General features: G+C 43.5%; 25 protein-coding genes. 14 read left to right on the plus strand and 11 right to left on the minus strand.

Annotated elements, in window-relative coordinates; genetic code table 11:
- Positions 1-23 precede the first annotated feature (23 nt).
- Entirely contained in the window at positions 24-158 is a 135-nt protein-coding gene (locus A3735_RS32460) for a transposase domain-containing protein (RefSeq protein WP_369808647.1), read from the plus strand.
- A 10-nt stretch (positions 159-168) separates the two neighbouring features.
- A complete protein-coding gene (locus tag A3735_RS02840) occupies positions 169-489 on the plus strand; it encodes a CZB domain-containing protein (protein ID WP_068509879.1) in 321 nt (106 codons plus the stop codon).
- A 303-nt stretch (positions 490-792) separates the two neighbouring features.
- Here the strand turns inward: A3735_RS02840 and A3735_RS02850 are convergent, their stop codons facing one another.
- The 3 genes from A3735_RS02850 to A3735_RS02860 form a co-directional block, all read right to left on the minus strand.
- The gene (locus A3735_RS02850) at positions 793-2,232 is read right to left on the minus strand and encodes an IS1182 family transposase (RefSeq protein ID WP_068634318.1); all 1,440 of its coding nucleotides are present in this window, start codon (positions 2,230-2,232) and stop codon (positions 793-795) included.
- Positions 2,233-2,619: 387 nt separating this feature from the next.
- On the minus strand, positions 2,620-3,639 hold the full coding sequence (locus A3735_RS02855) for a lipase secretion chaperone (protein WP_068516043.1): 1,020 nt from the start codon (positions 3,637-3,639) through the stop codon (positions 2,620-2,622).
- A gap of 106 nt (positions 3,640-3,745) precedes the next feature.
- A complete protein-coding gene (locus tag A3735_RS02860) occupies positions 3,746-4,705 on the minus strand; it encodes a triacylglycerol lipase (RefSeq protein WP_068516041.1) in 960 nt (319 codons plus the stop codon).
- Positions 4,706-4,916: 211 nt separating this feature from the next.
- Here A3735_RS02860 and A3735_RS02865 point away from each other — a divergent pair, with 211 nt between their 5' ends.
- Positions 4,917-5,717 (plus strand): helix-turn-helix domain-containing protein, encoded by an 801-nt coding sequence (locus A3735_RS02865; RefSeq protein ID WP_068552958.1) that lies wholly within the window; start codon positions 4,917-4,919, stop codon positions 5,715-5,717.
- Between the two features lie 79 nt (positions 5,718-5,796).
- Here A3735_RS02865 and A3735_RS02870 read toward each other — a convergent pair whose 3' ends face one another.
- The 3 genes from A3735_RS02870 to A3735_RS02880 all read right to left on the minus strand — a co-directional run bounded on the left by A3735_RS02870 (position 5,797) and on the right by A3735_RS02880 (position 8,316).
- Positions 5,797-6,759: an NAD(P)-dependent oxidoreductase gene (locus A3735_RS02870; protein ID WP_068516034.1), complete on the minus strand. Its 963-nt coding sequence runs from the start codon at positions 6,757-6,759 to the stop codon at positions 5,797-5,799.
- A 13-nt stretch (positions 6,760-6,772) separates the two neighbouring features.
- A complete protein-coding gene (locus A3735_RS02875; protein ID WP_068516032.1) occupies positions 6,773-7,588 on the minus strand; it encodes an SDR family NAD(P)-dependent oxidoreductase in 816 nt (271 codons plus the stop codon).
- Between the two features lie 290 nt (positions 7,589-7,878).
- Positions 7,879-8,316 carry a thioesterase family protein gene (locus tag A3735_RS02880; protein ID WP_068516029.1) on the minus strand — a complete coding sequence of 146 codons (438 nt, stop codon included), beginning with the start codon at positions 8,314-8,316 and terminating at the stop codon, positions 7,879-7,881.
- A gap of 133 nt (positions 8,317-8,449) precedes the next feature.
- Here A3735_RS02880 and A3735_RS02885 point away from each other — a divergent pair, with 133 nt between their 5' ends.
- Together A3735_RS02885 and A3735_RS02890 are read left to right on the plus strand one after the other, a co-directional pair.
- Positions 8,450-9,370: a LysR family transcriptional regulator gene (locus A3735_RS02885; RefSeq protein ID WP_156508895.1), complete on the plus strand. Its 921-nt coding sequence runs from the start codon at positions 8,450-8,452 to the stop codon at positions 9,368-9,370.
- 121 nt (positions 9,371-9,491) lie between these two features.
- Entirely contained in the window at positions 9,492-10,217 is a 726-nt protein-coding gene (locus tag A3735_RS02890; RefSeq protein ID WP_068516025.1) for an START domain-containing protein, read from the plus strand.
- A 37-nt stretch (positions 10,218-10,254) separates the two neighbouring features.
- Here A3735_RS02890 and A3735_RS02895 read toward each other — a convergent pair whose 3' ends face one another.
- Both A3735_RS02895 and A3735_RS02900 read right to left on the minus strand, forming a co-directional pair.
- On the minus strand, positions 10,255-10,839 hold the full coding sequence (locus A3735_RS02895; protein ID WP_068516022.1) for a hypothetical protein: 585 nt from the start codon (positions 10,837-10,839) through the stop codon (positions 10,255-10,257).
- Between the two features lie 3 nt (positions 10,840-10,842).
- Positions 10,843-11,913, minus strand: a complete 1,071-nt coding sequence (locus A3735_RS02900; protein ID WP_197475994.1) for a methyl-accepting chemotaxis protein — start codon at positions 11,911-11,913, stop codon at positions 10,843-10,845.
- A 682-nt stretch (positions 11,914-12,595) separates the two neighbouring features.
- Here A3735_RS02900 and A3735_RS02905 point away from each other — a divergent pair.
- From A3735_RS02905 to A3735_RS02935, 7 genes are all read left to right on the plus strand, one after another.
- On the plus strand, positions 12,596-13,633 hold the full coding sequence (locus A3735_RS02905) for a metal-dependent hydrolase (protein WP_068516016.1): 1,038 nt from the start codon (positions 12,596-12,598) through the stop codon (positions 13,631-13,633).
- Between the two features lie 165 nt (positions 13,634-13,798).
- Positions 13,799-14,101 carry a transposase gene (locus tag A3735_RS02910; RefSeq protein ID WP_068516012.1) on the plus strand — a complete coding sequence of 101 codons (303 nt, stop codon included), beginning with the start codon at positions 13,799-13,801 and terminating at the stop codon, positions 14,099-14,101.
- A 70-nt stretch (positions 14,102-14,171) separates the two neighbouring features.
- Complete coding sequence (locus A3735_RS02915) at positions 14,172-14,450, plus strand: type II toxin-antitoxin system RelE/ParE family toxin (protein WP_068512971.1); 279 nt, start codon at positions 14,172-14,174, stop codon at positions 14,448-14,450.
- A gap of 15 nt (positions 14,451-14,465) precedes the next feature.
- Positions 14,466-14,747 (plus strand): HigA family addiction module antitoxin, encoded by a 282-nt coding sequence (locus tag A3735_RS02920; protein WP_369808245.1) that lies wholly within the window; start codon positions 14,466-14,468, stop codon positions 14,745-14,747.
- Between the two features lie 356 nt (positions 14,748-15,103).
- Complete coding sequence (locus A3735_RS02925) at positions 15,104-15,628, plus strand: hypothetical protein (RefSeq protein ID WP_068512980.1); 525 nt, start codon at positions 15,104-15,106, stop codon at positions 15,626-15,628.
- Between the two features lie 42 nt (positions 15,629-15,670).
- Positions 15,671-16,246, plus strand: a complete 576-nt coding sequence (locus tag A3735_RS02930; RefSeq protein ID WP_068512983.1) for a methyl-accepting chemotaxis protein — start codon at positions 15,671-15,673, stop codon at positions 16,244-16,246.
- Positions 16,243-17,112, plus strand: coding sequence for a nitrate- and nitrite sensing domain-containing protein (locus A3735_RS02935; RefSeq protein ID WP_068512986.1), 870 nt, complete (start codon positions 16,243-16,245; stop codon positions 17,110-17,112). Before A3735_RS02930 ends, A3735_RS02935 begins: the two co-directional genes overlap by 4 nt.
- A gap of 168 nt (positions 17,113-17,280) precedes the next feature.
- On the opposite strand, the gene A3735_RS02940 is transcribed toward A3735_RS02935, so the two are convergent.
- Positions 17,281-17,658, minus strand: coding sequence for a DUF2237 family protein (locus tag A3735_RS02940; RefSeq protein WP_068510255.1), 378 nt, complete (start codon positions 17,656-17,658; stop codon positions 17,281-17,283).
- Positions 17,659-17,887: 229 nt separating this feature from the next.
- Here A3735_RS02940 and A3735_RS02945 point away from each other — a divergent pair, with 229 nt between their 5' ends.
- Both A3735_RS02945 and A3735_RS02950 read left to right on the plus strand, forming a co-directional pair.
- Positions 17,888-19,204: a DEAD/DEAH box helicase gene (locus tag A3735_RS02945; RefSeq protein WP_068512989.1), complete on the plus strand. Its 1,317-nt coding sequence runs from the start codon at positions 17,888-17,890 to the stop codon at positions 19,202-19,204.
- 114 nt (positions 19,205-19,318) lie between these two features.
- Complete coding sequence (locus A3735_RS02950; RefSeq protein WP_068512992.1) at positions 19,319-19,828, plus strand: aminoacyl-tRNA deacylase; 510 nt, start codon at positions 19,319-19,321, stop codon at positions 19,826-19,828.
- Between the two features lie 321 nt (positions 19,829-20,149).
- Here A3735_RS02950 and A3735_RS02955 read toward each other — a convergent pair whose 3' ends face one another.
- Together A3735_RS02955 and ureG are read right to left on the minus strand one after the other, a co-directional pair.
- A complete protein-coding gene (locus A3735_RS02955) occupies positions 20,150-20,359 on the minus strand; it encodes a hypothetical protein (RefSeq protein WP_068509676.1) in 210 nt (69 codons plus the stop codon).
- A 46-nt stretch (positions 20,360-20,405) separates the two neighbouring features.
- Positions 20,406-20,975 (minus strand): urease accessory protein UreG (gene ureG / locus A3735_RS02960; protein ID WP_068637566.1); only part of this gene is annotated, 570 nt, incomplete at its 5' end.

The raw sequence follows: 20,975 nt of genomic DNA on the forward strand, positions 1-20,975 counted from the left end.
ATGCCAGCAGTGTACTTTACAGTATTGTTGAAACGGCAAAGGCAAATGACCTTGTGCCATTCGATTATCTTCATTATCTATTGAAAGCACTTAGTAAAAGAGATCAGCAAGCAGAAATGGAAGATCTGCTGCCATGGAATGTCATACTAAATCATTAGATTCTTGGATATGTGCGCTTCGCCTTACGTTTACATCCGTTTTGCATTATTTGGACAAAACAGCGTACAAGAGAGTGAGCTAAAAGATCATACCCAATGTCGTCTTGGGAAGTATCTAATGTCAGATAAGGGCCAGTCGCTAAGTTCCAAAAAACGCTTCAAAGACCTATATGAAGATGTTCATCCGAAAGTACACGCGAAGGGTATAGAGATCTATAAGCTTGCACGAGCAGGCGCTGAACCATTATCTCTACAGGGAGCTGTTGAAGAACTTATTGGCTTATCAGATAGCGTATTGAATATTCTTGATGATTTTATCCAGCACCGTTAAAAATCCTTAGACTTTACAATATTACCTCTGTTTATGACCTAGGAAAACAACTCCACTAACATGAGGTCCGCTCTGTGAAGAAGATAGACGGTAGTGTTCAAAAAGGTAGCGCTTTGTGCTCAGGCTGTGTGAAAACTCGTATTTCAAATAGATCTAGCTTTATTTCGTTCACAACAAACAGCACAGGGCTACAGTCATGTATCTGGCGCCGATGTTTGATTTTTGTGATTACCAGCCTTTTTAGAATAGTCCGCTCATACAAGCCAAATAGCGCCTCAACAGGAAGCTGCAATCAGATTAAGCCTAGGATGCATTGGTCATCAAAGCTTTGATTAAGCCGCTGACACCAAAAATTGTGATCATTCGTCTAAGATTGTAGGCCAGGACATGCAAGTCCATTTCAATGCTGACCCCCTTAAATCTTCTGGTGAGTAGCTGTGTTGCGCCCATCCATAATTTAATTGTACCGAATGGGTGTTCGACGGTTTGTTGTCTGATCACCATGCTGTCAGGTTTGGACTCCAGAAGCTCGGTCATCTTTTCAATGCGACTAGCATGCTCCCAACGACGAATTGTTCGGGGAGTGGCTGTTTTGGTGCATTGGGTTTGCAGGCTGCAAACTCTACAAATTTTGACGCTGCAGTTATAGTTCCTATAAATCATGCCTTTATCTCTTGCTTGCCCTCTGGGTGTTAACGCTTGCTTGGCAGGACAAACGTACACATTTTGCTCGGCGTCATATTGAAATAGCGATTTATTGAAGATGCCTTTCTTTTCACTGCCTGACGTATCAAAATTGGGTACCAGTGGCGTCATCCCCGCATCTTGCGCCGCAATAATATCTTTGCTGCTAAAATAGCCTTTGTCGGCAAGCACGGTAATTTCATCATTCTTTAGTGCTGCTTGAGCCTGCTGGCCCATCCTGCATAATTGATTTCTATCGGTGGTATTGGTGACCTCATGAGCAACGATCAAGTGATGCTTACAATCCACTGCGCTCTGAACGTTGTAGCAAACCTTTCTCTCCATCGCGGTTGTTTTTAACAGACGCGAATCTGGATCAGTCATAGAGATTTGTTTGTCTGGGTGCGCTTCAACTTTCTCTTTGAGCTCCTTTAATTCAGAAAGACGCGCTTTTAGCCAAACCAGCTTTTCTTCAATGGGAGCGGTATCCGCTTCCTTTTCATTTAAGTCGACCTTGTCTAGCTGACTAAGGTAGCGAGCGATATGCTTTTCAACGCGTTCCATTGAGGCTTGGAGTTTTCTTGGCGTATAGTTTTTAGATTTGTTGTTAGATGCTTTGAATTTACTGCCATCAATCGCGACAAGCGCATCGCTAAACATGTTCATCTGACGACACAAATCGATGAACGTTCGACAGCACTGTTTAATCCCTTTACCGTTATTCTTCCTAAAATCTGCAATGGTTTTGAAGTCTGGTGCAAGTCTCTCAGTTAACCACATTAGTTCGATATTGCGGTTAGCTTCTCGCTCTAATCGGCGTGAGGATTGAATTCGGTTCAGGTAGCCGTAGAGGTATAACTTAAGTAGCATTGCTGGGTGATAATTGGGACGCCCTGTATCTTTTGGGACAACACCTTTAAAGCCAAGTTCGTTTAAGTCGAGCTCATCAACAAAAACATCAATCACTCTGACAGGGTTTTCAGTACTGACGAAGTCATCGAGGACTTCAGGGAAAAATGTCGCCTGAGATCGGCTTTTACCCTTAATATGGTGGGACATAACAGCTCACTTCCTTGTTTTTAAGCTGTTGAGAATTATACCAAACTTGTTAATTCGAAAATGATACTTGCGTATATTTATGATCTGCTCACAGCAAAAACTGAACCACAGTTTTCACACAGCCTGTGCTCTTTTCGTTAATTCACTAAACGCAAAGTTTGGCTGAATAATCCCTATCTGTATATGTCTTCTGAATGGCAGACTTGCGGACTTTTTTGCCTGTGGGTGTTGAATTGCTATGCCGAGTGCCCCATTTTCGTCTGTAAGATCGAATTCTGTCTATCACGACCTTTATCGCGCCAGATCGAACCTTTTGGCTACAAGTACGTAACAGTATACCATTCTGGACTGAGCCCTTTAATTGTCCATTTCAATTCGAATTGGCACCTATGGAAGCCTGTCATCACTCATCAGAGCACTAACGCGCTTACGCTCTGTTTCATCAAAGTGATAGGCCAACAGTTCAGAAATGGATTGCTCCTTATCTTGTTCACTTAAGCTAGAATCTAAGACAGTTTTTCGCTCAGCGGAAAAGCTGCTAAGTCTCTGCGACCATTGCGCTCGACGTTTGTCTAAATCGGCTAGCGCTGCCGCAGCCTCACTCCCTAGCATGTTCTCCCGCAGCTGATACACTTCGCTAACGGGCGCATTATCGGCTTTCATTTTTCTAACTTGTTCTGATAGCAATGCATGTTGCTGAGCGCGCTGCCTCGTTGCTCTAATGTCCTCTGGTAGTTCAAGGCTCGCTATCTCTATATGTTGTTGTTTTTCTGTTGCTGTTAGTGTTTCATCACTGTTGATTTTTAACTGCTGAATCAAGAACCTGTTCTGGATATCTTCAGAAGCAAAGAATGCTTCATATTCAACTTGATCAAAGAAGCGCTCTCTGTAGGTCTTAATCTCAGACTGCTGAGCTATCAGTTTATCGAGCATATTTACTCCCGAATCGTATACAACAAAACCCTGCTGAAGCTCCTCGATACCGATTTTGTAGTCAATATAACGTTTAAGTAGGTCCAGAGCTTGTGAACGAGCCGGCTCGCCTAGCTCTGCTTTAATAGTTTCTTGGATTGAAGCAATGACCTGCTCTAGTTCATACTCTCCAAGAGTAGATAGGAAGTATTCGAACATATCTTTAAGACCTTCATCAGCCAGCAAGTTCTGACTTTCATCAACACTTAAGTTGTGATTCACATCAGTTCCCGCGAGTGATGAAGAAGAAAGCGCTTTGATACCCTCCACTTCATAGGGTTTGTGATACAAAGACTCGTTAATTTTTCTGGCTTCTATCATAGTAACAGGCGCACTATCCGAGCCTATTTCTGCGTAACCAAAGTATTCATACAAAGCAATCGATACCACGAAAATGACTGCTATCGATGCAATCGACCCGGTTTTTATCGTCATAATAACCTCTTAAAAAAGTGGGGCCCATAGGACCCCAAAACGGCATTTCCAGTATAAGGTTGCCTGATTGCCCAAATTGGAAAGCACATAATTCTCTAGGAATCGTTTATAGGCCAGCCTTCTTAAGGCGGTTAGCATGTTTCTTAAATAAGGTCTTTGGATCAGTCTCGAACAATGATGTTAATCCTAAGACATGATTATTGGCATCAATGTGGTTCATGAAGTAATCATCACGAATAACCTGGCCAAAGTGAGATGCACAACGCCCGGTAATACCGTCGTTATCTTCACCTGAATCAAACGCTAAACCTGTGATGGCAAACAAGGTATCTGAAATATCCCCAACAGCAGTCAGATGACCTGTGCCGCTCCATGAATAGAGCTTGATATCTTCGCCATTGATCGTCACTTGCGAAGGCCCATTACCACACTCAGTTGTCGGTAAGCCATGCGTGTAAGTTGCATTGTATTGCGCTGCACCTTGAGCATTAAACTCTCCCAACATAGCGTAAATATCAGAGTCGGACTTTTTATTGTCTGATAATAAGTTAACTAGATCACCGACTGCATTAGCAAACGCGCCAAATAACGTTCCACGAATTGTTTCTGGTGGAGCTACATCTGTCACCAAGTCTGCAATAGGCGAACCAGTATGTGGCGTATGCATCGTAGTAACCGACGCAACAAGGTCAGGACGTGTTTCCATTACATAACGCGAAGTCATACCACCCTGGCTATGACCCATTAGGTTGAACTTTTCGATTCGTCCACCGGAACTTGCTTTAATTTCCTCAAGCTGAGCGATCAGCTCTTCACCTCGGCCCACAGAACTATCAAAAGCATTGATCTTAGCTACATAAGCTTCACCACCACGACTTTCAATAGCGCTCGGAATCTGATGCCAATAATCGACAATAGAAATTGAGTCGAAGGCAAATATTCCAGGTACTAACATGATTGGATTTTCTGTTTTCGTGTAACTAAAATAATCAGAAAAGAATCCTGCTTGTGTCGGAGCAGCTGCTGCACATGTGAGAGCAGCCGTTAATGCGAGTGTCTTTTTCATAGATATATCCTCAAATTTATTTTTATACTGAGTTAAATACCAGCCTTTTAAACACTGACACCAAGCCCTACTACTTCGCTTGTATAATCTGATACTCCCCTCGTTTTTCTATCACTAGTGAGTTTTGGTTCTCATAACTAACATGAAAAAGAGGACTATTTTCTTCAAAAGGCCTATCTTTAGCGTACACATGTACCGAGATCTAATAACAATGAACAAGAAGTCTCTCCTGTATCTATGGGAAGAACGAACGCTCTTTATTGGCAGGCTTGAAGAGCCACTGAACTTATCCCAAGGCGCTGCAACTCTGACCCTGTCACTGGGCGGTCCTATTAAAGTTGAGTCAAAAGATCAGAACATTTGTTTTGAAAGCACATGCGTATTACTAAAACCGGGCTGCTCTGTAACGATAGATACACAACATCAGGTCATCGCAAATTGTAATCTAGATGTTATGGGGCGGGACTTTAGCGCCTTATCCGACCTCTGCCGCGATATGGGCCAAGGGGTTTTTAGCGAGTTTGGCAACGAACAATTATTCAGACAGTCTGTTATTGATATTTACGACTCAGAACGCTCCACGAGCGAAACCAAATATGAGATTGATAGCCTATTCAAAACATGTGTAAAGAAGCCTTTTGACAGTGATAAACGCGTATCTAAGGTAGTCGATTTGATCAAGGATTCTATTGACACAAACCTATCTATTGAGAGTCTCGCTGATACAGTGAACTTGTCAGTACCTGGACTCACCAAAGTCTTCAAAAAACAAACAGGCGTACCCATACGCAGGTATCGTCAATGGCATAGGTTATTTGTCACCGCAGTCGAAATCAGCAGAGGAAAGAGTTTAACCGACGCCGCCATTGATGCGGGTTTTGTCGACCTATCTCATTGCACCCATACTTTTAATATGATGCTAGGCATGAAGCCGTCATATTTTTTATCCCAACCAGAGCGAATTATTGTGATGACTGAAAATAAGCAGCGCCTATCTTGTACAAAAAATTGAGCGAGTCAGACTCTAAAGCTCATAGTAATCAGTCGCCTCAGCGAGGGTTGGGACTTTCTGTCTACATGATGAGGTAGTTTTATATCACTCCCTGCTCACGCAGCCATTGCTCACTCCTAGCCATACCTTCTTCAAGGCTAACTTTAGGCTGATACCCTAGCTCTGCACTGGCCTTATCATGGATATATTTAGCACTAGGCCTCGATAGCATCGCAACGGTAGAAGGATTTAATTCTGTACGTTTACCGAAAAGATGAGCCATTCGCTCCGCGGCAAAAGCGATAGGATAAAGCAGCTGTTTGGAAAGTGTTCTTGCCGAGTCCAAACCTAACATTTTGGCTAAAAAAGAAAAATACTCCTGATTACTCACCTGCCCCATGCCTGATAGGATATAAATCTGTCCGATTGCCTTGTCTGAGTTCAGTGCCAAATAACAGCCCTCAACCAAGTCATCAATATACACTGGGCCGAACATACCTTCTTTCGGGGCGATGAATTTCTTTTGCTTCATCATGTCAATTGGCGTCACGGTCCAGGGTCGGGAGCCCGGACCGTAAACATCTGCAGGGCGGATAATGGTGGCATCCACTTTTCCTGCATTGTTGTAGTTCAGAACCAAATGTTCACTAGCCAGTTTGGAGTCTGAATATTTCTGACCGCAAGCCCTCAAGGCAGTATTTTCATCCATTGCTCCGGTGTGACTTAAGCCCAACGCGGCAACGGAGGAAAAGTGCAGAAAGCGCTTTTTGTTATCACACTTTGCCGCTTCATCTAATACAGTCTGCGTACCCAACACATTAACGCGCCAGGTTTCCTCTTCTGTTGCAGCATTAGAGACCACTGCAGCCGTGTGAATGAGGGTGTCACAACCAGCTAGCATGTCTCGCCATCTCTCTGGCTCAAATAAATCAGCTTGTATGATGTTTTGTTCCTGATTGGCACTTAGATCAATCCCACAGGTCTCGATACCTTTTTTATTTAGGCAACGCGCCAGACTTTGTGCGATAAAACCTTTTGCGCCGGTAATAAATACTTTCTTCATTGCGGCCTGCCTATTATTTTTGTTGTTTCAATACGTTTCTGACAATCGAATCAATATAGAAATTAACTAGCTTTACGGGAATCAGTCTGTTCATCCAATAGGTCATCCGGGCGAGCTTGCCTGGAATGATGTAAAAACGCTTCGATTCCAAGCCTTTCATAATATCGTCAATCGCATGCTCCAAGGTCAGTGCACCGGCTGTAAGTTTTAGCTTCAAGGTAACCGGGTGAATAGTTTTGTGTTCTTCATGCACCATCGGCGTATCAACTTCTGGCGGACAAATCACTTGAACCGCTACACCTTCAGGCGCCAGTTCGGTGCGCAAGGCCTGAGCTAAACCCACCACCCCAAACTTAGAGGCATTGTAAGAGGTATAGGCATAAGTACCGACCAACCCTGCCATAGAAGCCACCAAGGCTAACTTGCTAGGCACTTTGTTTTTCTTCAATAAAGGAATAGTCGCCTGAGCAAAGTTACGAGAACCAAAAAGGTTAACTGTCACAACAGTCTCAAACTCTTTAGCTGGTACAGCTTCAAATAAACCAGTGCGATTAATACCTGCACAATGCAAGGCTATCGTTGGTAATCCCACATGACACGCCGCTTCTGAAACTACTTTAAGCAGGCCATCCAGGTCTGTCACATCGGCTTCGTAATAGGCAATACCCTGACTGGAGTTATGCCTTAGATCCTCAATAAGCGATTTTGCCTGCTCATCAAACTTTAGATCGAATAAGGCCAGGTTGGCACCCGTTTTTACGTAGCGCCGTGCGATTTCCTGGCCAATGCCACTCGCTGCACCGGTGATATAAATCGTTTCTTGATTCATTAGTGTGCTGCCTCTGATTGTTGTTTTTTAGTAGTCATCGAAGCTTCCGGCGCGAAGGCATCCTCATCGATACAGAGTATCTTGGGTAGTCCCCTTCTATTGCATAAGCCGGTAGATTTGCATTACTAGAGCACACTTTACCGCCTTGGGTAAATACCATATCGCGTAAGAAGACCATGCAAGTGGGGCTAAGGAAACTAATAAAGCAGGCTAACGCTCCATACAACACAGTCTATATGAGACTAATAGCGACATTCAAAACCTGAGCGATTAAGAACACCACTAAAGAATCAGACCTCTACTAGCGCTTCTATCAAATACAGCTCTTTAATCTTCTCGGGCAACTCAATTATCTTTCTCGCTTCAAGGTCCATCCAGCCCACCACACAACGATGAACTGCCGATAGTTCACCATTGGCCTTATAGATATTTTGTAGCATCTGCACAGTTTTGGTAAAACCAGTTGGCTCACCTGGCTCCACTGTTACGCGCAACTCATCACCTATATTAACTTCGGCTTTGTACTCAGTCTCTTCCTTAAAAAGAACGGGGCCTACATTATGTTGCTTAAACCACTTCGCCGTCATACCGATCTCATTAAGAAACGCAACTCGAGTATGCGCACACAGATCAGAATAAGCAGAATGCCTCATATGCTGATTCGCATCACAGTCAGCCCATCGCACTTCAATAGTCTTTTCATATAACGCTTCAGTTTGCTTGCTCATAACGACCTCTTTACAACGAGCGATCAAAAAATTCGAGTTCAGTATGCAGGCAGAGAACACATAAATACAATTCATTATTATTATGTATGCTATGATTTTAAATCATACCAATAGCTGTGGGTTAGCCTTGCTCATGAATCTAGTCACACTTCGCCAGTTCGATCTGAATAGCCTTGTAGTATTAAAACTGTTGCTGGAAACAAAGCATGTCACACGGGCGGCAGAACAATTAAACCTCACACAATCAGCAGTTAGCCGAACCTTGGGTAAACTAAGAGAAGCCTTTCAAGACCCATTACTTGTGCGCTCTGGAAAAGGTTTATTACTGACTAAGAACGCTGAACAACTGCTTCCCTTAGTGAATCAGGCACTCGAGCAAATCAGTGTTTTACTTGACCCTATCGAGTTCAGCCCTAAAGATTACGAAGGTACCTTAAGACTTGCAACGACCGACTATGGCACTAATAACCTATTACCAAAATTAGTTCCGCTATTGCAAGAAGCCGCACCAAAGTTAAGTTTATCAACAGTTGATTGGCGCTCAAGCCTACTCACTGAGCTTGAACATAATCAGGTAGACCTGATGATTGGTGGCGTCACCTCTCCACCCGATAACATACACCAACGCATCGTTGCTCAAGATAACTACGCAGGCGTTATCAGGAAGTCTCATCCCTCTGAAGGAAAGATAGACTTACAAGAATATATTGGTATGAACCATATCGTAATTAGCTCCTCAGGCACCAGCAAAAGTCCGGTTGATGACTACCTTAAAAGCATTGGTCAACAACGAAAGGTCGCGCTCACGGTGCCACACTTTTTTGCTGCGCTGGAAATCATCGCCGCGACCGATTATATGATTCTGTTACCCAGTGGTTTTATTCGACGTTATGTCGACCAGGATAAGTTTACCGTCGTTAGCGCTCCTTTCCCCATTCCACCCTTAGAGATCGCCATGTTTTGGCACGCACGGATGCACCATGACCCAATGCATCGTTGGTTCAGACAGTTTATCTATGACAAACTTTATGCGCGGCATGATAGATATAAATAACCACATATCGAGACATATTCCTTGTATCACGTCAGTAAGAAACAATGCCGAGCAACTCACATTACTGGTCTAAATTTCAAAGTAAAATGATTTAGACACTGCTTAGTTAGGTAATAAATTCATGAAACATACTGTACTTTCTACCGTTCAATATTTGATGGTCACATTAAGTATTTTTTCTACGACCGTCTCTGCTGAGCTTGAAGCCTATCGAACTGACCTCCCTCCGGCCCTGGACGATAGCGGTTGGGACTTAATGCTAGAAAAAAATGGCATCAAGGTGTTTACCCGCGACTGGCCGGGCAGTGACTTTATTGCCTTTAAAGCAGAGCAAGTGGTGCAATCAAAGCTATCTAATATTGTTGCCAATTTCTCTGATATCAAGACCTTCCCTGAATGGGTCAAAGACATGGTAGACGCATATGAAATCGAGCCCTTTGACGATGAACGTTCCAGAAAAATCTATATGAGAATGGGTTTACCCTGGCCACTGGCTGACAGAGATATCGTCGCAGGCCAGCAACTAACACAGGAAACTGATTCAAAAGTCGTTCGAATTAAAGAATGGTTTGAAGGCGATGCTCTACCCAAAAATGAAGGTGTTATTCGAACACCTAAAGTTAATAATGAACTAGTACTGATTCCTGAAGGCAACGAGAAAACCAGAATCGTCTGGCAAGGGCATACTGAGCCGGGTGGTTTTATTCCGGCATTTATTGTGAACTTTCTATTGGAAGATGTCTTCTACGAATCTGTCTTAAACATGAGACATCGTTTTGAGTCACCTGAATTTCATAAGACTTCTGACTGGGTAATTAACTATAATGACTCGGGAACTGAAAGCTAAGAAAGATGGGATTGCGTTGCCTGTTGGGTTGATGGACTTAGAAGTGCTGAAGACAGACGCCTATTATCTTCTGTTTGATCCAACTTACGACCCCCATACCAATAGCACGCGTTTGCCCAATCGCTTCAATTGTCTCAAGCAATTCCTTCCAAATAACATCTAACCCAGAGTCACGACCAAAACTAAGCATGGGTAGATAACTTTCTGCTTGATTTTCTATCAGGTACAGCAAGTTGATAATAAGCCGATTGTGCTGTTCAATATTGTTGGTCACTGCTTTCTGCTGCCAACGAAACGACAGACGTTTCCAGTGAGTTGAGATACCTTCGAACAACTGATCCTCTATAATTAAGGGGTGGTCGTTCTCAATTACTCGCCACTGATTATCGACTCGTTGCTTCGCCTGCCTGACAGCATTATCTAAAGACCGATCACCATGAAGATAACCCGTCGTTAGGCCTCGATGTTGCTGAATGAATATAAGTAATACCTTTAAGTTTTTAACCAATCCAATATTGGTATACAAGGCCTCAATGTGCTTACGTTTTTTACTGCTCATCGCCTTAACACAAACAAGCACCCCAAGAATAATGGTGACGAACGCTATTAATAAACCTGACAAACTTTACTCCTTCTCTATACTAGCTTGTGAGCGTTCAGCGCGGTCTGCAAGATACTCTGCAACCTTAACTGTCTCATCTGCAATGACGGAATTGTCATTTGCCCTACCTAATAAAGCCTCAACATTTTCGGAGATTTCACGCGTTGCAATATTCTGTTGCTCCGTTGCTGTCGAAATCACGAGCATTTTGTTTGTAATGCTATCGATCATATTTGCGATCGTTCCCAAAGAGCCTTCAAGCTGGTTGATACGCGCAGCGTTATCTTCTGCAGCACGCATTACCTGACAAGACTTATCGGTAACGCCTACCATTCGTTTTTGCACATTATTGATGCTTTCGGTTATTTCATTAGCTGACTCTCTAGAACGAATTGAAAGACTTCGAACCTCGTCTGCGACCACAGCGAACCCTCGCCCATGTTCGCCTGCTCGCGCCGCTTCTATCGCAGCATTAAGCGATAGCAAGTTAGTCTGCTCCGATATATCAATGATGATTTTCGACATCGCTGCGACATTGTTGGTATGCTCCAACAACTCTGTAACCAGTACCTCACTTTCTTTAGATAAACCGACCATACGGCTTATTTCATTTGTGGCAGATTGGGCCTCAGCGATACCTTCAGTTGTCTGCTCACGCGAGCGTTCTATGTCGTCGTGAACATATTTGATTTGTGCCGCTACATCTTCCACACTCTGACTCAACTCAGTCACAGCCGCTGCTGATGAGGTAATCGAAGCCTTTTGCTCTTTTGCATTGGTTGATGCCGACAAGGCACTAATTGAGAGTTCTCTGGCCATATGAACAAACTCAGCAAAGTACTCCTCCTTGCTTTGTTCTGAGCGTTCATGGCTAAGTAAATAATCCTTGAAGGCTTTTAGGCTTTCATCTTTACCTAAACCCTCTAAAGGTAAATCGCGATACTGACTATCCGGAAGTTGAAGCAAATGCGCTAACTGCTGCAATGCCTGGGCAGAAGCACATTGCCAAAGCATCAAAGCAAGAGCAATGACACCAAGCAAGGCAATAAGCAAGGCATTCCAGGTAACACCTGAAATCAAAATGCTAGCACTCACACAGGCAAGGGACATGACAATAAAAACAAAATATGTTTAGGATAACGCCGAGCAGTAGACATAACTTTCTAGACCCATTCTTTTTCCTGATTTAAAGGACAATAAATGTCATCAACATCAAAGAAGGGGCAAAAGCCATGCCCACTAGTAAAATCACATCAAGGCAGACCACTTAACACGAAGCTAATCAATTGTTTTTATTAAGCAAATTAATATGTAACAAGATGTACGTAAGAAACAGAAATACAGGCGAGTGCTATTTAAAGTGCGACAAGGAAGAGTCACGCCCAAGCAAAGTGCAATGATTACTTGCAGAACTGAAGATGCAACGCAATGGTGCTAACAGACTAAAAAAGCCTGCGAGGTGAGCGGTGGCACAATTCTGAGAAAGTTAAAACTTTCCGTCCTAACTGAAAGGAAGAACGCGTGTTATAAGTACCGAGTTCCTTAGCGTTAGATAGCGCCTTAACTCTAATTGCATCAAGGGTTTCTTTGGATTCTATTAACCTAGCCATAGTGTCACCAATCTCTCATCAACAGTTTTTATGAACAACACTAGGTATTACGTCAATGTTTAGTATTTGGATCACATATTATGTGATCTATATTTGGTCATCTAGGTGTATCATGGGAGTCGTAAACAGTAGATAAGTAAAATATATAGATGTGAAAGAAGACAAACATGGACTCACTAACCCAAGCAGCACTAGGCGCCACTGTTGGCCATACATTATTAGGTAAACATATCGGCCGTACAGCTCCAATTATCGGGGCAATTCTGGGGACTTTGCCAGACCTTGACGTACTTATTCCTTTTGGGGGCCAAGTTGAAGACTTTACCTATCATAGAAGCTTTAGCCACAGTCTGATTATCCAGATCGCTGTGGCGCCCCTACTAACATGGTTAATACTGCACTTTCGCCCAAGCTATCGTCCAATATCCAAGCAATGGTTCATTGCGATTCTCGCGATTTTTTGGACTCACTCCCTACTCGACGCCTGCACCGTATATGGAACTCAATTGTTCTGGCCGCTAACAGAGCACCCCTTTGGCTTATCAAGCGTATTTATTATCGACCCATTCTATACGCTGCCGCTTTTACTTGCGCTGTTTCTCGCCTACAGGAATACTTGGATTTCAAAGAAAGCCACCATGATCACCACCTCAGCTTTCGCTATTTCATCGCTATACCTATGCTGGGGCGTCTTTGCAAAACATATCGCGGAAGAGAAAATTGCCACCGCTTGGCTCAATCAGAAAGGAACAAGCAAAGTCGTATCTACCATCAGTACACCTATGCCATTGAGCTCTTTCTTATGGCGAATAGTGATAGATGAAGGCGATCGTTACAGCATCTCACATGTGAGTATTTGGGAAGACACGAATACAATCGAATTTAAGACCTACCCTAAAGGCACCGAGTTATTAAAAGGCTTAGAAAGCCATTGGGATGCCCAACGACTGGTATGGTTTACCAAAGGTTTTTACAAAGCTGAAACTCGTGAAGATCGAATAGTCATGTCTGACCTAAGAATGGGCGTTGAAGGCGCTTATGCATTCAATTTCGCCATTGCAGAACAAGTAAACCAAGATACTCAAGTATCGACTATTTCGCCTATCAAAGCCATACGTGTCAACGATTCACTTGATTGGACAAAGCTTACATTACTGTGGGACCGACTTTGGGACTCAAGTGTTTCACTGCATCCGCAGCAGTAAAAGGGGACGGAGGGATTATAAAGTAATCAGTTAACGGATTTTTAGTTGGTACAGAACTCTGATTAAAAAAGAATCCCTCAGTCCCCTTAAAGCAGCTTAGTTGAATCAGAGCGCTACTTATTGGAATGTTATAGATATATTTAGCTAAATCCAGTAGTCGCCAATATGGTTGAAGATCCAGGTGATTATTATTGGTCAAGTTATCAGTGTAATGCTTTAGGTAAAGTATCAGGGTTATTGAACCCGCATAAAGAGTATTTGGCACTGGGCAAGTCGACTGATGAAAGGTTAAATAATTATAGAGAATTGTTTAGGCATCATGTAGATGAAGAAATGATCACAGATATACGCGAGGCGGTTAACAAGGGAATAGCGATAGGTAGTGAAGGGTTCAAGGAACAGATTGAGCGAAGGTATCATCGTCGAGTGGTTCCTGGAAAAGCGGGTAGGCCGAGGATTGAAGGTTGATTGGTAAATGTTACTCTGACCCCGATTACTCTTATTGATAACTGAGTCGTATCAGGTTACAATTCGGCTTATGATTCTATCATTTAAACACAAAGGCCTCGAGAAGTTCTTCAAAGCAGGAAAAACTTCAGGTATTCAAGTAAAGCACTCTAAGCGTTTAAAACTTATTTTAGGCCGACTTAATGCTTCTACTTCCCCAGATGATATGAATTTACCGGGGCTATTTCTGCACTCCTTATCTGGTAAGCGTTCAGATGTTTGGTCTGTTCGTGTTAGTGGGAATTGGAGGGTGACGTTCCGTTTCAATGGGGAACATGCAGAAATTGTAAATTACGAAGATTATCACTGAGGTGAAATTATGCTAATGCACAACCCTCCACATCCAGGCGAGATTATTAAAGAGCTTTGTCTTGAGCCTCTCGAGCTAAGTATCACTGCAGCGGCTGAAGCATTAGGCGTTAGTCGAAAAACACTCTCTAGTATTGTTAACGGTAAAGCAGGTATTAGCCCTGAAATGGCGGTGAGGCTTTCGATTGCGTTTAATACATCAGCTGAAAGTTGGTTGAATCAGCAAACACAATATGATTTGTGGCAGGCGGAAGCTAATCGAAGTGAACTCGATGTAAAGCCTTTAATTGCCGCCTAGCATATAAGACGAGTTAGATCTTGTAGACTTATGGGTGTATGTCCTGCCTTAAGTGCCTCTTGCTCTGCGAAAGTTTAGCGGTTCAGAAATACCAAGGAGGCACGTTGGAATAAAAAAATTTAGCAGCTAATGTGTGAATTCATGCACCACAACGATCCATCTCGCATTTTAGTAGGGCAAAAACCCCAACAATAAACTATGCCTTATTATTGCTCCTCACACTCAAACCCGCTAAGACCAGCGTCGTCCGTAGACCTTACAAACAGTAACAATCCTTAGTTACTCTGCGGCATAGTACTTGCTCCTCTGTAATACAAACACTCAAATTCATCGGCATTTCCAAGAGGAGCTTTGTCATGCGAAATATGCCTTGGGCTGAGAAACTAGACAGTACTCCCTTTATCGCCTTACTAACGATCATTACACTAACATCGTGGCTAATACAGCCCTCGTCATATTGGACCGTTTTTCTTATTGCTCTTTCTGGGCTCTCATCTATATTCCTGATCTATAAACGAAACCAGTTTTTTGCACCTCTCAAAGATGTTTCACGCTTACTTCAACAAAACGGTGTACAACACCGAGACCTCCCTCTCCATTCTCGATCTGGACACTCCGTCCTGGAAGCACTACGCCACTATTTACTCAATCAAGAACGCTCTGTTCAGCATAGAGACGGTTACTTTACTGAGTTTAACCATATGGCGAGTGAGTTATCGATCAGCGCTTCAACCTCGGCAAAAAATGCCATGGAACAAAAGCAGGCAATCTCCTCTTCGGCTGCAGCAGTCACTCAACTGAGTGCCAGCGTGAGCGATGTTGCAACGCAAGTTCGAGAAACCCATGCCGACATTGATACTTCACGTAAGCAAATTGCATAAGGGCGTGCCGAAGCGCAAAAAGCCTGCATTGAGATTGAGAAGATGACTGCCTTGTCTGAAGAAAGCGTCAAAATGGTGGATGTCTTGTTTGAGCAGTCAAACAATGTTGCAGCAATGTCTAACATCATTCGGGAAATTGCCGATCAAACCAACCTTCTATCTTTAAATGCTGCAATCGAAGCGGCACGCGCTGGTGAGCATGGGCGAGGCTTTGCAGTCGTGGCCGATGAAGTTCGAAATCTGGCAATCAGATCCCGAGAATCAGCAAACGATATTAGCGACAGTATTGAGTTATCTCACAAGCAGATGGGCAGTGTGAAACAGCAGGTCCATGATGTCGTCAGTAAAGCCAGAGAAAACTATCATAGCATCCAAAACCTTGAAGCCAATCTAGGTACCCTCGATAAAGTCGTCGATCAAATATGTGACAAGATTTCTCATATATCTACGACAACAGAGCAACAAAGCTACGCAACCAACGAAGTTGCTTTCAATGTTGAAACACTGCTATCACAAGCAGATGAGAATACAGCAATCGCTGACGAAACGGTTAATATCGCCAAATACCTGGCAAATAAATCAAGCCAATCAAAAGAACCAATGGAGAACAGTTTATGATCATTACCCTCTCCTTAGTCCTCATAGTCATTGCAAGTGTGCTGGTTTGGTTTAGTACCAATCGAAAAAAACATGCCGAAAAACTGGAACTTAAAAACTGTTTGGCGCAGCTCAATTCACTCAAAAGCTTATTGATTCAAATTCAAAAACATCGCGGCTTAACCACAGGCTATCTTCACGGTGAGAAAACATTACAAGCAGATATAAAAACCGTGAGAGCAGACGTTAACAAACTATGGGCATCATTAGTTAGCAATCACCCATCACTGACAAAAGACAAGTTATTTGAAGGTATATCAAGTCATTGGCAGCGACTTGAAACACGTGCCCTAACAATTGAAGCAAACAACAATATCGACCAACATAACCGACTCATCACAAATCTGCTCTATTTGATTGAAAACCAAACTGAAAAGAATAGTCTGCTCGTAGCATTATCTCGTGAAGCAGGCTTAGATGTAATATGGAAGGAGTTACTCGATACGATTGAATCAATAGGCCAAACCCGAGCCATCGGTATGGGTATTGTTTCCGAAGGAAAGAGTTCAGCTCTAGACCGAATAAAATTGAAGTACTTGAATGACCGTGTAAGCACTCAGTTTGAATCGCTAAATAAGGTTTTTCTTGAAAGAAAGCCCGGCGAAAAAAGAGTGATCATTCTAGATGATAAGCACTCGACCTCAGCGATTAAAAACGCTCAAACAAAAATCTCCGAACTACAGAGCTTTATCGAAACCAAGCTGCTCAATTCTTCGGTAGATAGTCGTTCAGGAGCAGATTTCTTTCAACTGGCGAGCGCAGCTATCGCACCTTTGAATGAGCTCTTTGACCTGGCATCCACTAAGTTATCAACGAGCATTGATTGATCAGGGTATTTCTAGCCATTTACTTAGAAAATTAATCGCACGTTCGCCAATTAGCACTCAAACCAACATAGAAACTTGGTGTTCCCTTATCGCTTCTATTCTAATAGAGCACTATTATTTAGGCCGTCTAGATCAGTCAAAAAGTGCTGCAAGCACCGAGACAGAGACTTAATTTAGGTCTGCCGCATAAGGCTTTAGCCGCTCCAAGGGAATGACTTCCAAGGCTTTTATGTGCGTTTTAGTTAAGTGAACTCTGGGTGCCATACCATCTTCTTGAGCTTGCAACCAACGAACCGCGCATAGACACCAGGTATCGCCGGGATTCAAGCCGGGAAAGCCGTATTCAGGCACTGGTGTAGACAGGTCGTTCCCTTTAAACCTGGAATATTCTAAGAAGTCTTTAGACGCTTCGATACAAACCGTATGTGAACCTGTGTCTGCTTCACAGGTATTACATTTTCCATCTCGATAATACCCTGTGACGGGGTCGCTTCCACATAGTTCCAAGACTTCGCCAAGTACATTTACTGATTCGTCCATATCCATATTGCTTCTCCGCTTACTAACTGTTTAAGCTTTTGACTATTGATGCATTCATCGCATTGAGCCTTAGTCTTCCAAATGTCTAACCGAATAATACATGGATATGTTGATAATGTTGCTTGTGCAATACGAATTTCTCTTACCATGCTTGTCTCTCAAAAAATAACCATAGCTTTCAACCCAGCCTATTGGCACAATCCACTCCCTAGATTAACGCGATACTGAGGTGTACATGCCATTTTCTAAGCTTGGATTAAGCGATCCCATTCTAAAGGCCATCACAGACAAAGGCTACACCGAACCAAGCCCTATTCAATGTAAAGCTATCCCAGCTATCATAGCTGGCAGAGATGTGGTCGCGGCATCTCAGACCGGTACAGGTAAGACAGCGAGCTTTGTGCTGCCATTGCTTGAAAAACTTAATGTTCCCTACAACTATCGCGGCAAGCGCATACGAGCATTAATTATTACCCCGACTCGTGAGCTGACTGAGCAAATTGAAGCCAATATTACGCAATACGGGAAGTACCTCAACCTAAAGTCAATGGCTATGTACGGTGGTATCGCTGCAGAGCCTCAGAAAAAGAGACTCATTGAAGGTGTTGATATTCTGGTCGCGACGCCAGGACGTTTACTTGAAATGGTCTATGACCGTGCAGTTCATTTTGACGAACTAGAAGTCCTGATCTTAGACGAAGCCGATAGAATGCTAAACATGGGTTTTATTGATGAGATCAATAAAATCATTGATCGCCTTCCGAGCGAGCGTCAAAGCTTGTTGTTTTCTGCAACCCTAACCGATGACGTACGCTTCCTCGCTAAGACGGTTAAAGACGAAGCCTTGGAAATCGCCATTTCGCCCGAGGCAACTGCCGCGACCACCATTGACCAGTGGTTGATTACGGTCGATAAAGATAAAAAGTCTGCGCTATTGAGTCATCTCATTATTGAGAATCAGTGGGATCAGGCGCTAATTTTTATTGAGAAAAAACATGGCGCTGCGAAACTTGCCGCTCAGTTAGGCAAACGAGGTATTCACGCAGAAGCAATTCACGGTGACCGTAGCCAAGCAATGCGAGCTAAAATACTGAATGATTTCAAATCTGGCGAAATTAAGTTCTTGGTGGCTACCGGAGTCGCTGCACGCGGAATTGATATTGGTAAGTTAAGCCGAGTGGTTAACTATGACCTGCCCTTTAAGCCTGAGGAATACATTCATAGAATTGGACGAACAGGCCGAGCAGGTGCCATTGGCGAAGCGATCTCATTTGTCTCAATGGGAGATTTTAAGAATCTTTGTGCAATAGAGAGCCGGCTAGGTCATATTATTGAGCGAAAAGAAATTGAAGGCTTCCCTGTGAGAAAAGTCGTGCCCGTATCTATTTTAAATTACGTACCGAAGAATAAGCGACCAGCGAATAAAAAGACTGAGCAGAAAAAACAGGACTCCCCAAAAAAGAAGATTAACCGCAATAAGCCCAATACAACGAGCACCAGCGCTAAGCGCCCTGCAAAGACCACAAATAAAACCATATGGGGTGATAGATAGTGCGCTATAGCCATTTGCCCTATAGCGCACTCGACTAAGCACAAAGGGTTCTTGGCCTAACACCTTTCGCAGCGTTACAATGATGATTCACTCGCTTTTATGGAGGTGCTTGTTATGTCTATTGCTCCTAGAATCGAAGCTCACTTGTCGCGCGTTGGCGTGCACTACGACCTCATTCAACACCCTGAATCTCATACCAGTTTAGCTAGTGCCAGACTTGCTAACGTGCCAGCCAAACAAATGGCAAAAGCCGTTATCACCCACGATGGCGATAACTACCGACTCTGTGTCATACCTGCAACACATCAGCTTGTTCCTGATCTGCTCAACCAGCATATGGGCAAGGCCTCGCATTATCGCTTGGTCGATGAGTGTGAACTCAAAAGCTTATTTGATGATTGCGAAGAAGGTGCGGTTCCTGCACTAGGCCAAGTCTATGGCTTACCAGTAGTTTGGGATAAAAGCTTGGAAGAGATGCCTAGTATTTACTTTGAAAGTGGCGACCACCATAACCTGATTCATGTTAACCATGGCGCATTTATGCAGCTCATGGGGCTTCAGGAAAATGATGTGATTAGTTGCCCGACAGAGTTTTATGAGGCGAGAACGCAGTTAATACACTAGTTTGTAGGCAGAGTGTTCCGACCCTCGCTGATCAACCCTGTGCTAGCCGGCCTGCGAGCCGTGGAAGGCTCTGTAAACACATTGAACCACCGAGAACACAGAGCGCTTCGCTGCACAGAGTAAAGATCAACCTTAATAACTCTTATATGTCTTCTCGGTGGAGGCCCTATGCCGCTCGGTGTTCTCGGTGGTGAATAGTCTTTAATGTTTTGACCTTTGAGGAGGCAGAGGGTTGCATCCCTTATCTGGACTCCCCGTGCTAGCCCGCATGCGAGCCACGAAAGGCTCTGCATACAGAAACACGGGGACTGACTCTAAATGCTACTTCTTAGATTTAGCTTCTTTCAATGCCCATGCGCCAACTGCTAGCATTGCCATCACGGCCAAAGAAACTTCCATTAAGCCCATATGGCTCTCGCCCACGTGCGCCTGCCCTGATGCATGCATACCTTCGTGAGCGAGTGAGGCAAGGCTCACCATCATCATGGCGATTAAGGCACTTGCTTGTGTCATTAAGGTTTTCAATTTCATTGTGTTCTCCTAAGTTAGTCTAATTCTATTCTAAGTCGTCAAGCACTCAAACCACGGCTTTTGCAGGTGGAATTTCTTTGGCCTCAAGCATGCCTTCGCTAATAATGAAATCAATAATTTTGTCTAGACCTTCAGCTTTCTTAAGGTTTGAGAAAACAAAAGGACGTTCACCGCGCATCTTCTTTGAGTCCTGATCCATTACGTCTAGCGAAGCACCAACAAGTGGAGCCAAGTCTATTTTATTGATAATCAACAGATCGGACTTAGTAATGCCTGGGCCACCTTTACGTGGAATCTTATCGCCTGCTGATACATCAATCACGTAGATAGTTAAGTCCGATAGTTCTGGGCTAAAGGTCGCACTAAGGTTATCACCGCCACTTTCTACAAAAACGACATCGAGCTCTCCATGGCGCTTCATCAGCTCATCAATCGCAGCCAAGTTCATTGAGGCATCTTCACGAATCGCGGTATGTGGACAGCCACCCGTTTCAACACCCAGGATTCGGTCTTCATCCAAAGCTTCGTGACGCGTCAGGAATAAAGCATCTTCCTGGGTATAAATATCATTGGTTACCACTGCAATATTGTAGTGATCTTTTAATGCTGCACAAAG

The sequence above is a fragment of the Oleiphilus sp. HI0061 genome (genome assembly GCF_001635675.1).

Coding starts and splice junctions, on each gene's coding strand:
- A3735_RS02875 (WP_068516032.1), bottom strand. CDS start 7,588: ATGAATCAAGAAACGATTTATATCACCGGTGCAGCGAGTGGCATTGGC.
- A3735_RS02850 (WP_068634318.1), bottom strand. CDS start 2,232: ATGTCCCACCATATTAAGGGTAAAAGCCGATCTCAGGCGACATTTTTC.
- A3735_RS02865 (WP_068552958.1), top strand. CDS start 4,917: ATGAACAAGAAGTCTCTCCTGTATCTATGGGAAGAACGAACGCTCTTT.
- A3735_RS02935 (WP_068512986.1), top strand. CDS start 16,243: ATGATCATTACCCTCTCCTTAGTCCTCATAGTCATTGCAAGTGTGCTG.
- A3735_RS02860 (WP_068516041.1), bottom strand. CDS start 4,705: ATGAAAAAGACACTCGCATTAACGGCTGCTCTCACATGTGCAGCAGCT.
- A3735_RS02940 (WP_068510255.1), bottom strand. CDS start 17,658: ATGGATATGGACGAATCAGTAAATGTACTTGGCGAAGTCTTGGAACTA.
- A3735_RS02840 (WP_068509879.1), top strand. CDS start 169: ATGTGCGCTTCGCCTTACGTTTACATCCGTTTTGCATTATTTGGACAA.
- A3735_RS02905 (WP_068516016.1), top strand. CDS start 12,596: ATGGACTCACTAACCCAAGCAGCACTAGGCGCCACTGTTGGCCATACA.
- A3735_RS02950 (WP_068512992.1), top strand. CDS start 19,319: ATGTCTATTGCTCCTAGAATCGAAGCTCACTTGTCGCGCGTTGGCGTG.
- A3735_RS02925 (WP_068512980.1), top strand. CDS start 15,104: ATGCGAAATATGCCTTGGGCTGAGAAACTAGACAGTACTCCCTTTATC.
- A3735_RS02885 (WP_156508895.1), top strand. CDS start 8,450: ATGAATCTAGTCACACTTCGCCAGTTCGATCTGAATAGCCTTGTAGTA.
- A3735_RS02910 (WP_068516012.1), top strand. CDS start 13,799: ATGGTTGAAGATCCAGGTGATTATTATTGGTCAAGTTATCAGTGTAAT.
- A3735_RS02930 (WP_068512983.1), top strand. CDS start 15,671: ATGACTGCCTTGTCTGAAGAAAGCGTCAAAATGGTGGATGTCTTGTTT.
- A3735_RS02955 (WP_068509676.1), bottom strand. CDS start 20,359: ATGAAATTGAAAACCTTAATGACACAAGCAAGTGCCTTAATCGCCATG.
- A3735_RS02945 (WP_068512989.1), top strand. CDS start 17,888: ATGCCATTTTCTAAGCTTGGATTAAGCGATCCCATTCTAAAGGCCATC.
- A3735_RS02915 (WP_068512971.1), top strand. CDS start 14,172: ATGATTCTATCATTTAAACACAAAGGCCTCGAGAAGTTCTTCAAAGCA.
- A3735_RS02855 (WP_068516043.1), bottom strand. CDS start 3,639: ATGACGATAAAAACCGGGTCGATTGCATCGATAGCAGTCATTTTCGTG.
- A3735_RS02870 (WP_068516034.1), bottom strand. CDS start 6,759: ATGAAGAAAGTATTTATTACCGGCGCAAAAGGTTTTATCGCACAAAGT.
- A3735_RS02880 (WP_068516029.1), bottom strand. CDS start 8,316: ATGAGCAAGCAAACTGAAGCGTTATATGAAAAGACTATTGAAGTGCGA.
- A3735_RS02890 (WP_068516025.1), top strand. CDS start 9,492: ATGAAACATACTGTACTTTCTACCGTTCAATATTTGATGGTCACATTA.
- A3735_RS02920 (WP_369808245.1), top strand. CDS start 14,466: ATGCACAACCCTCCACATCCAGGCGAGATTATTAAAGAGCTTTGTCTT.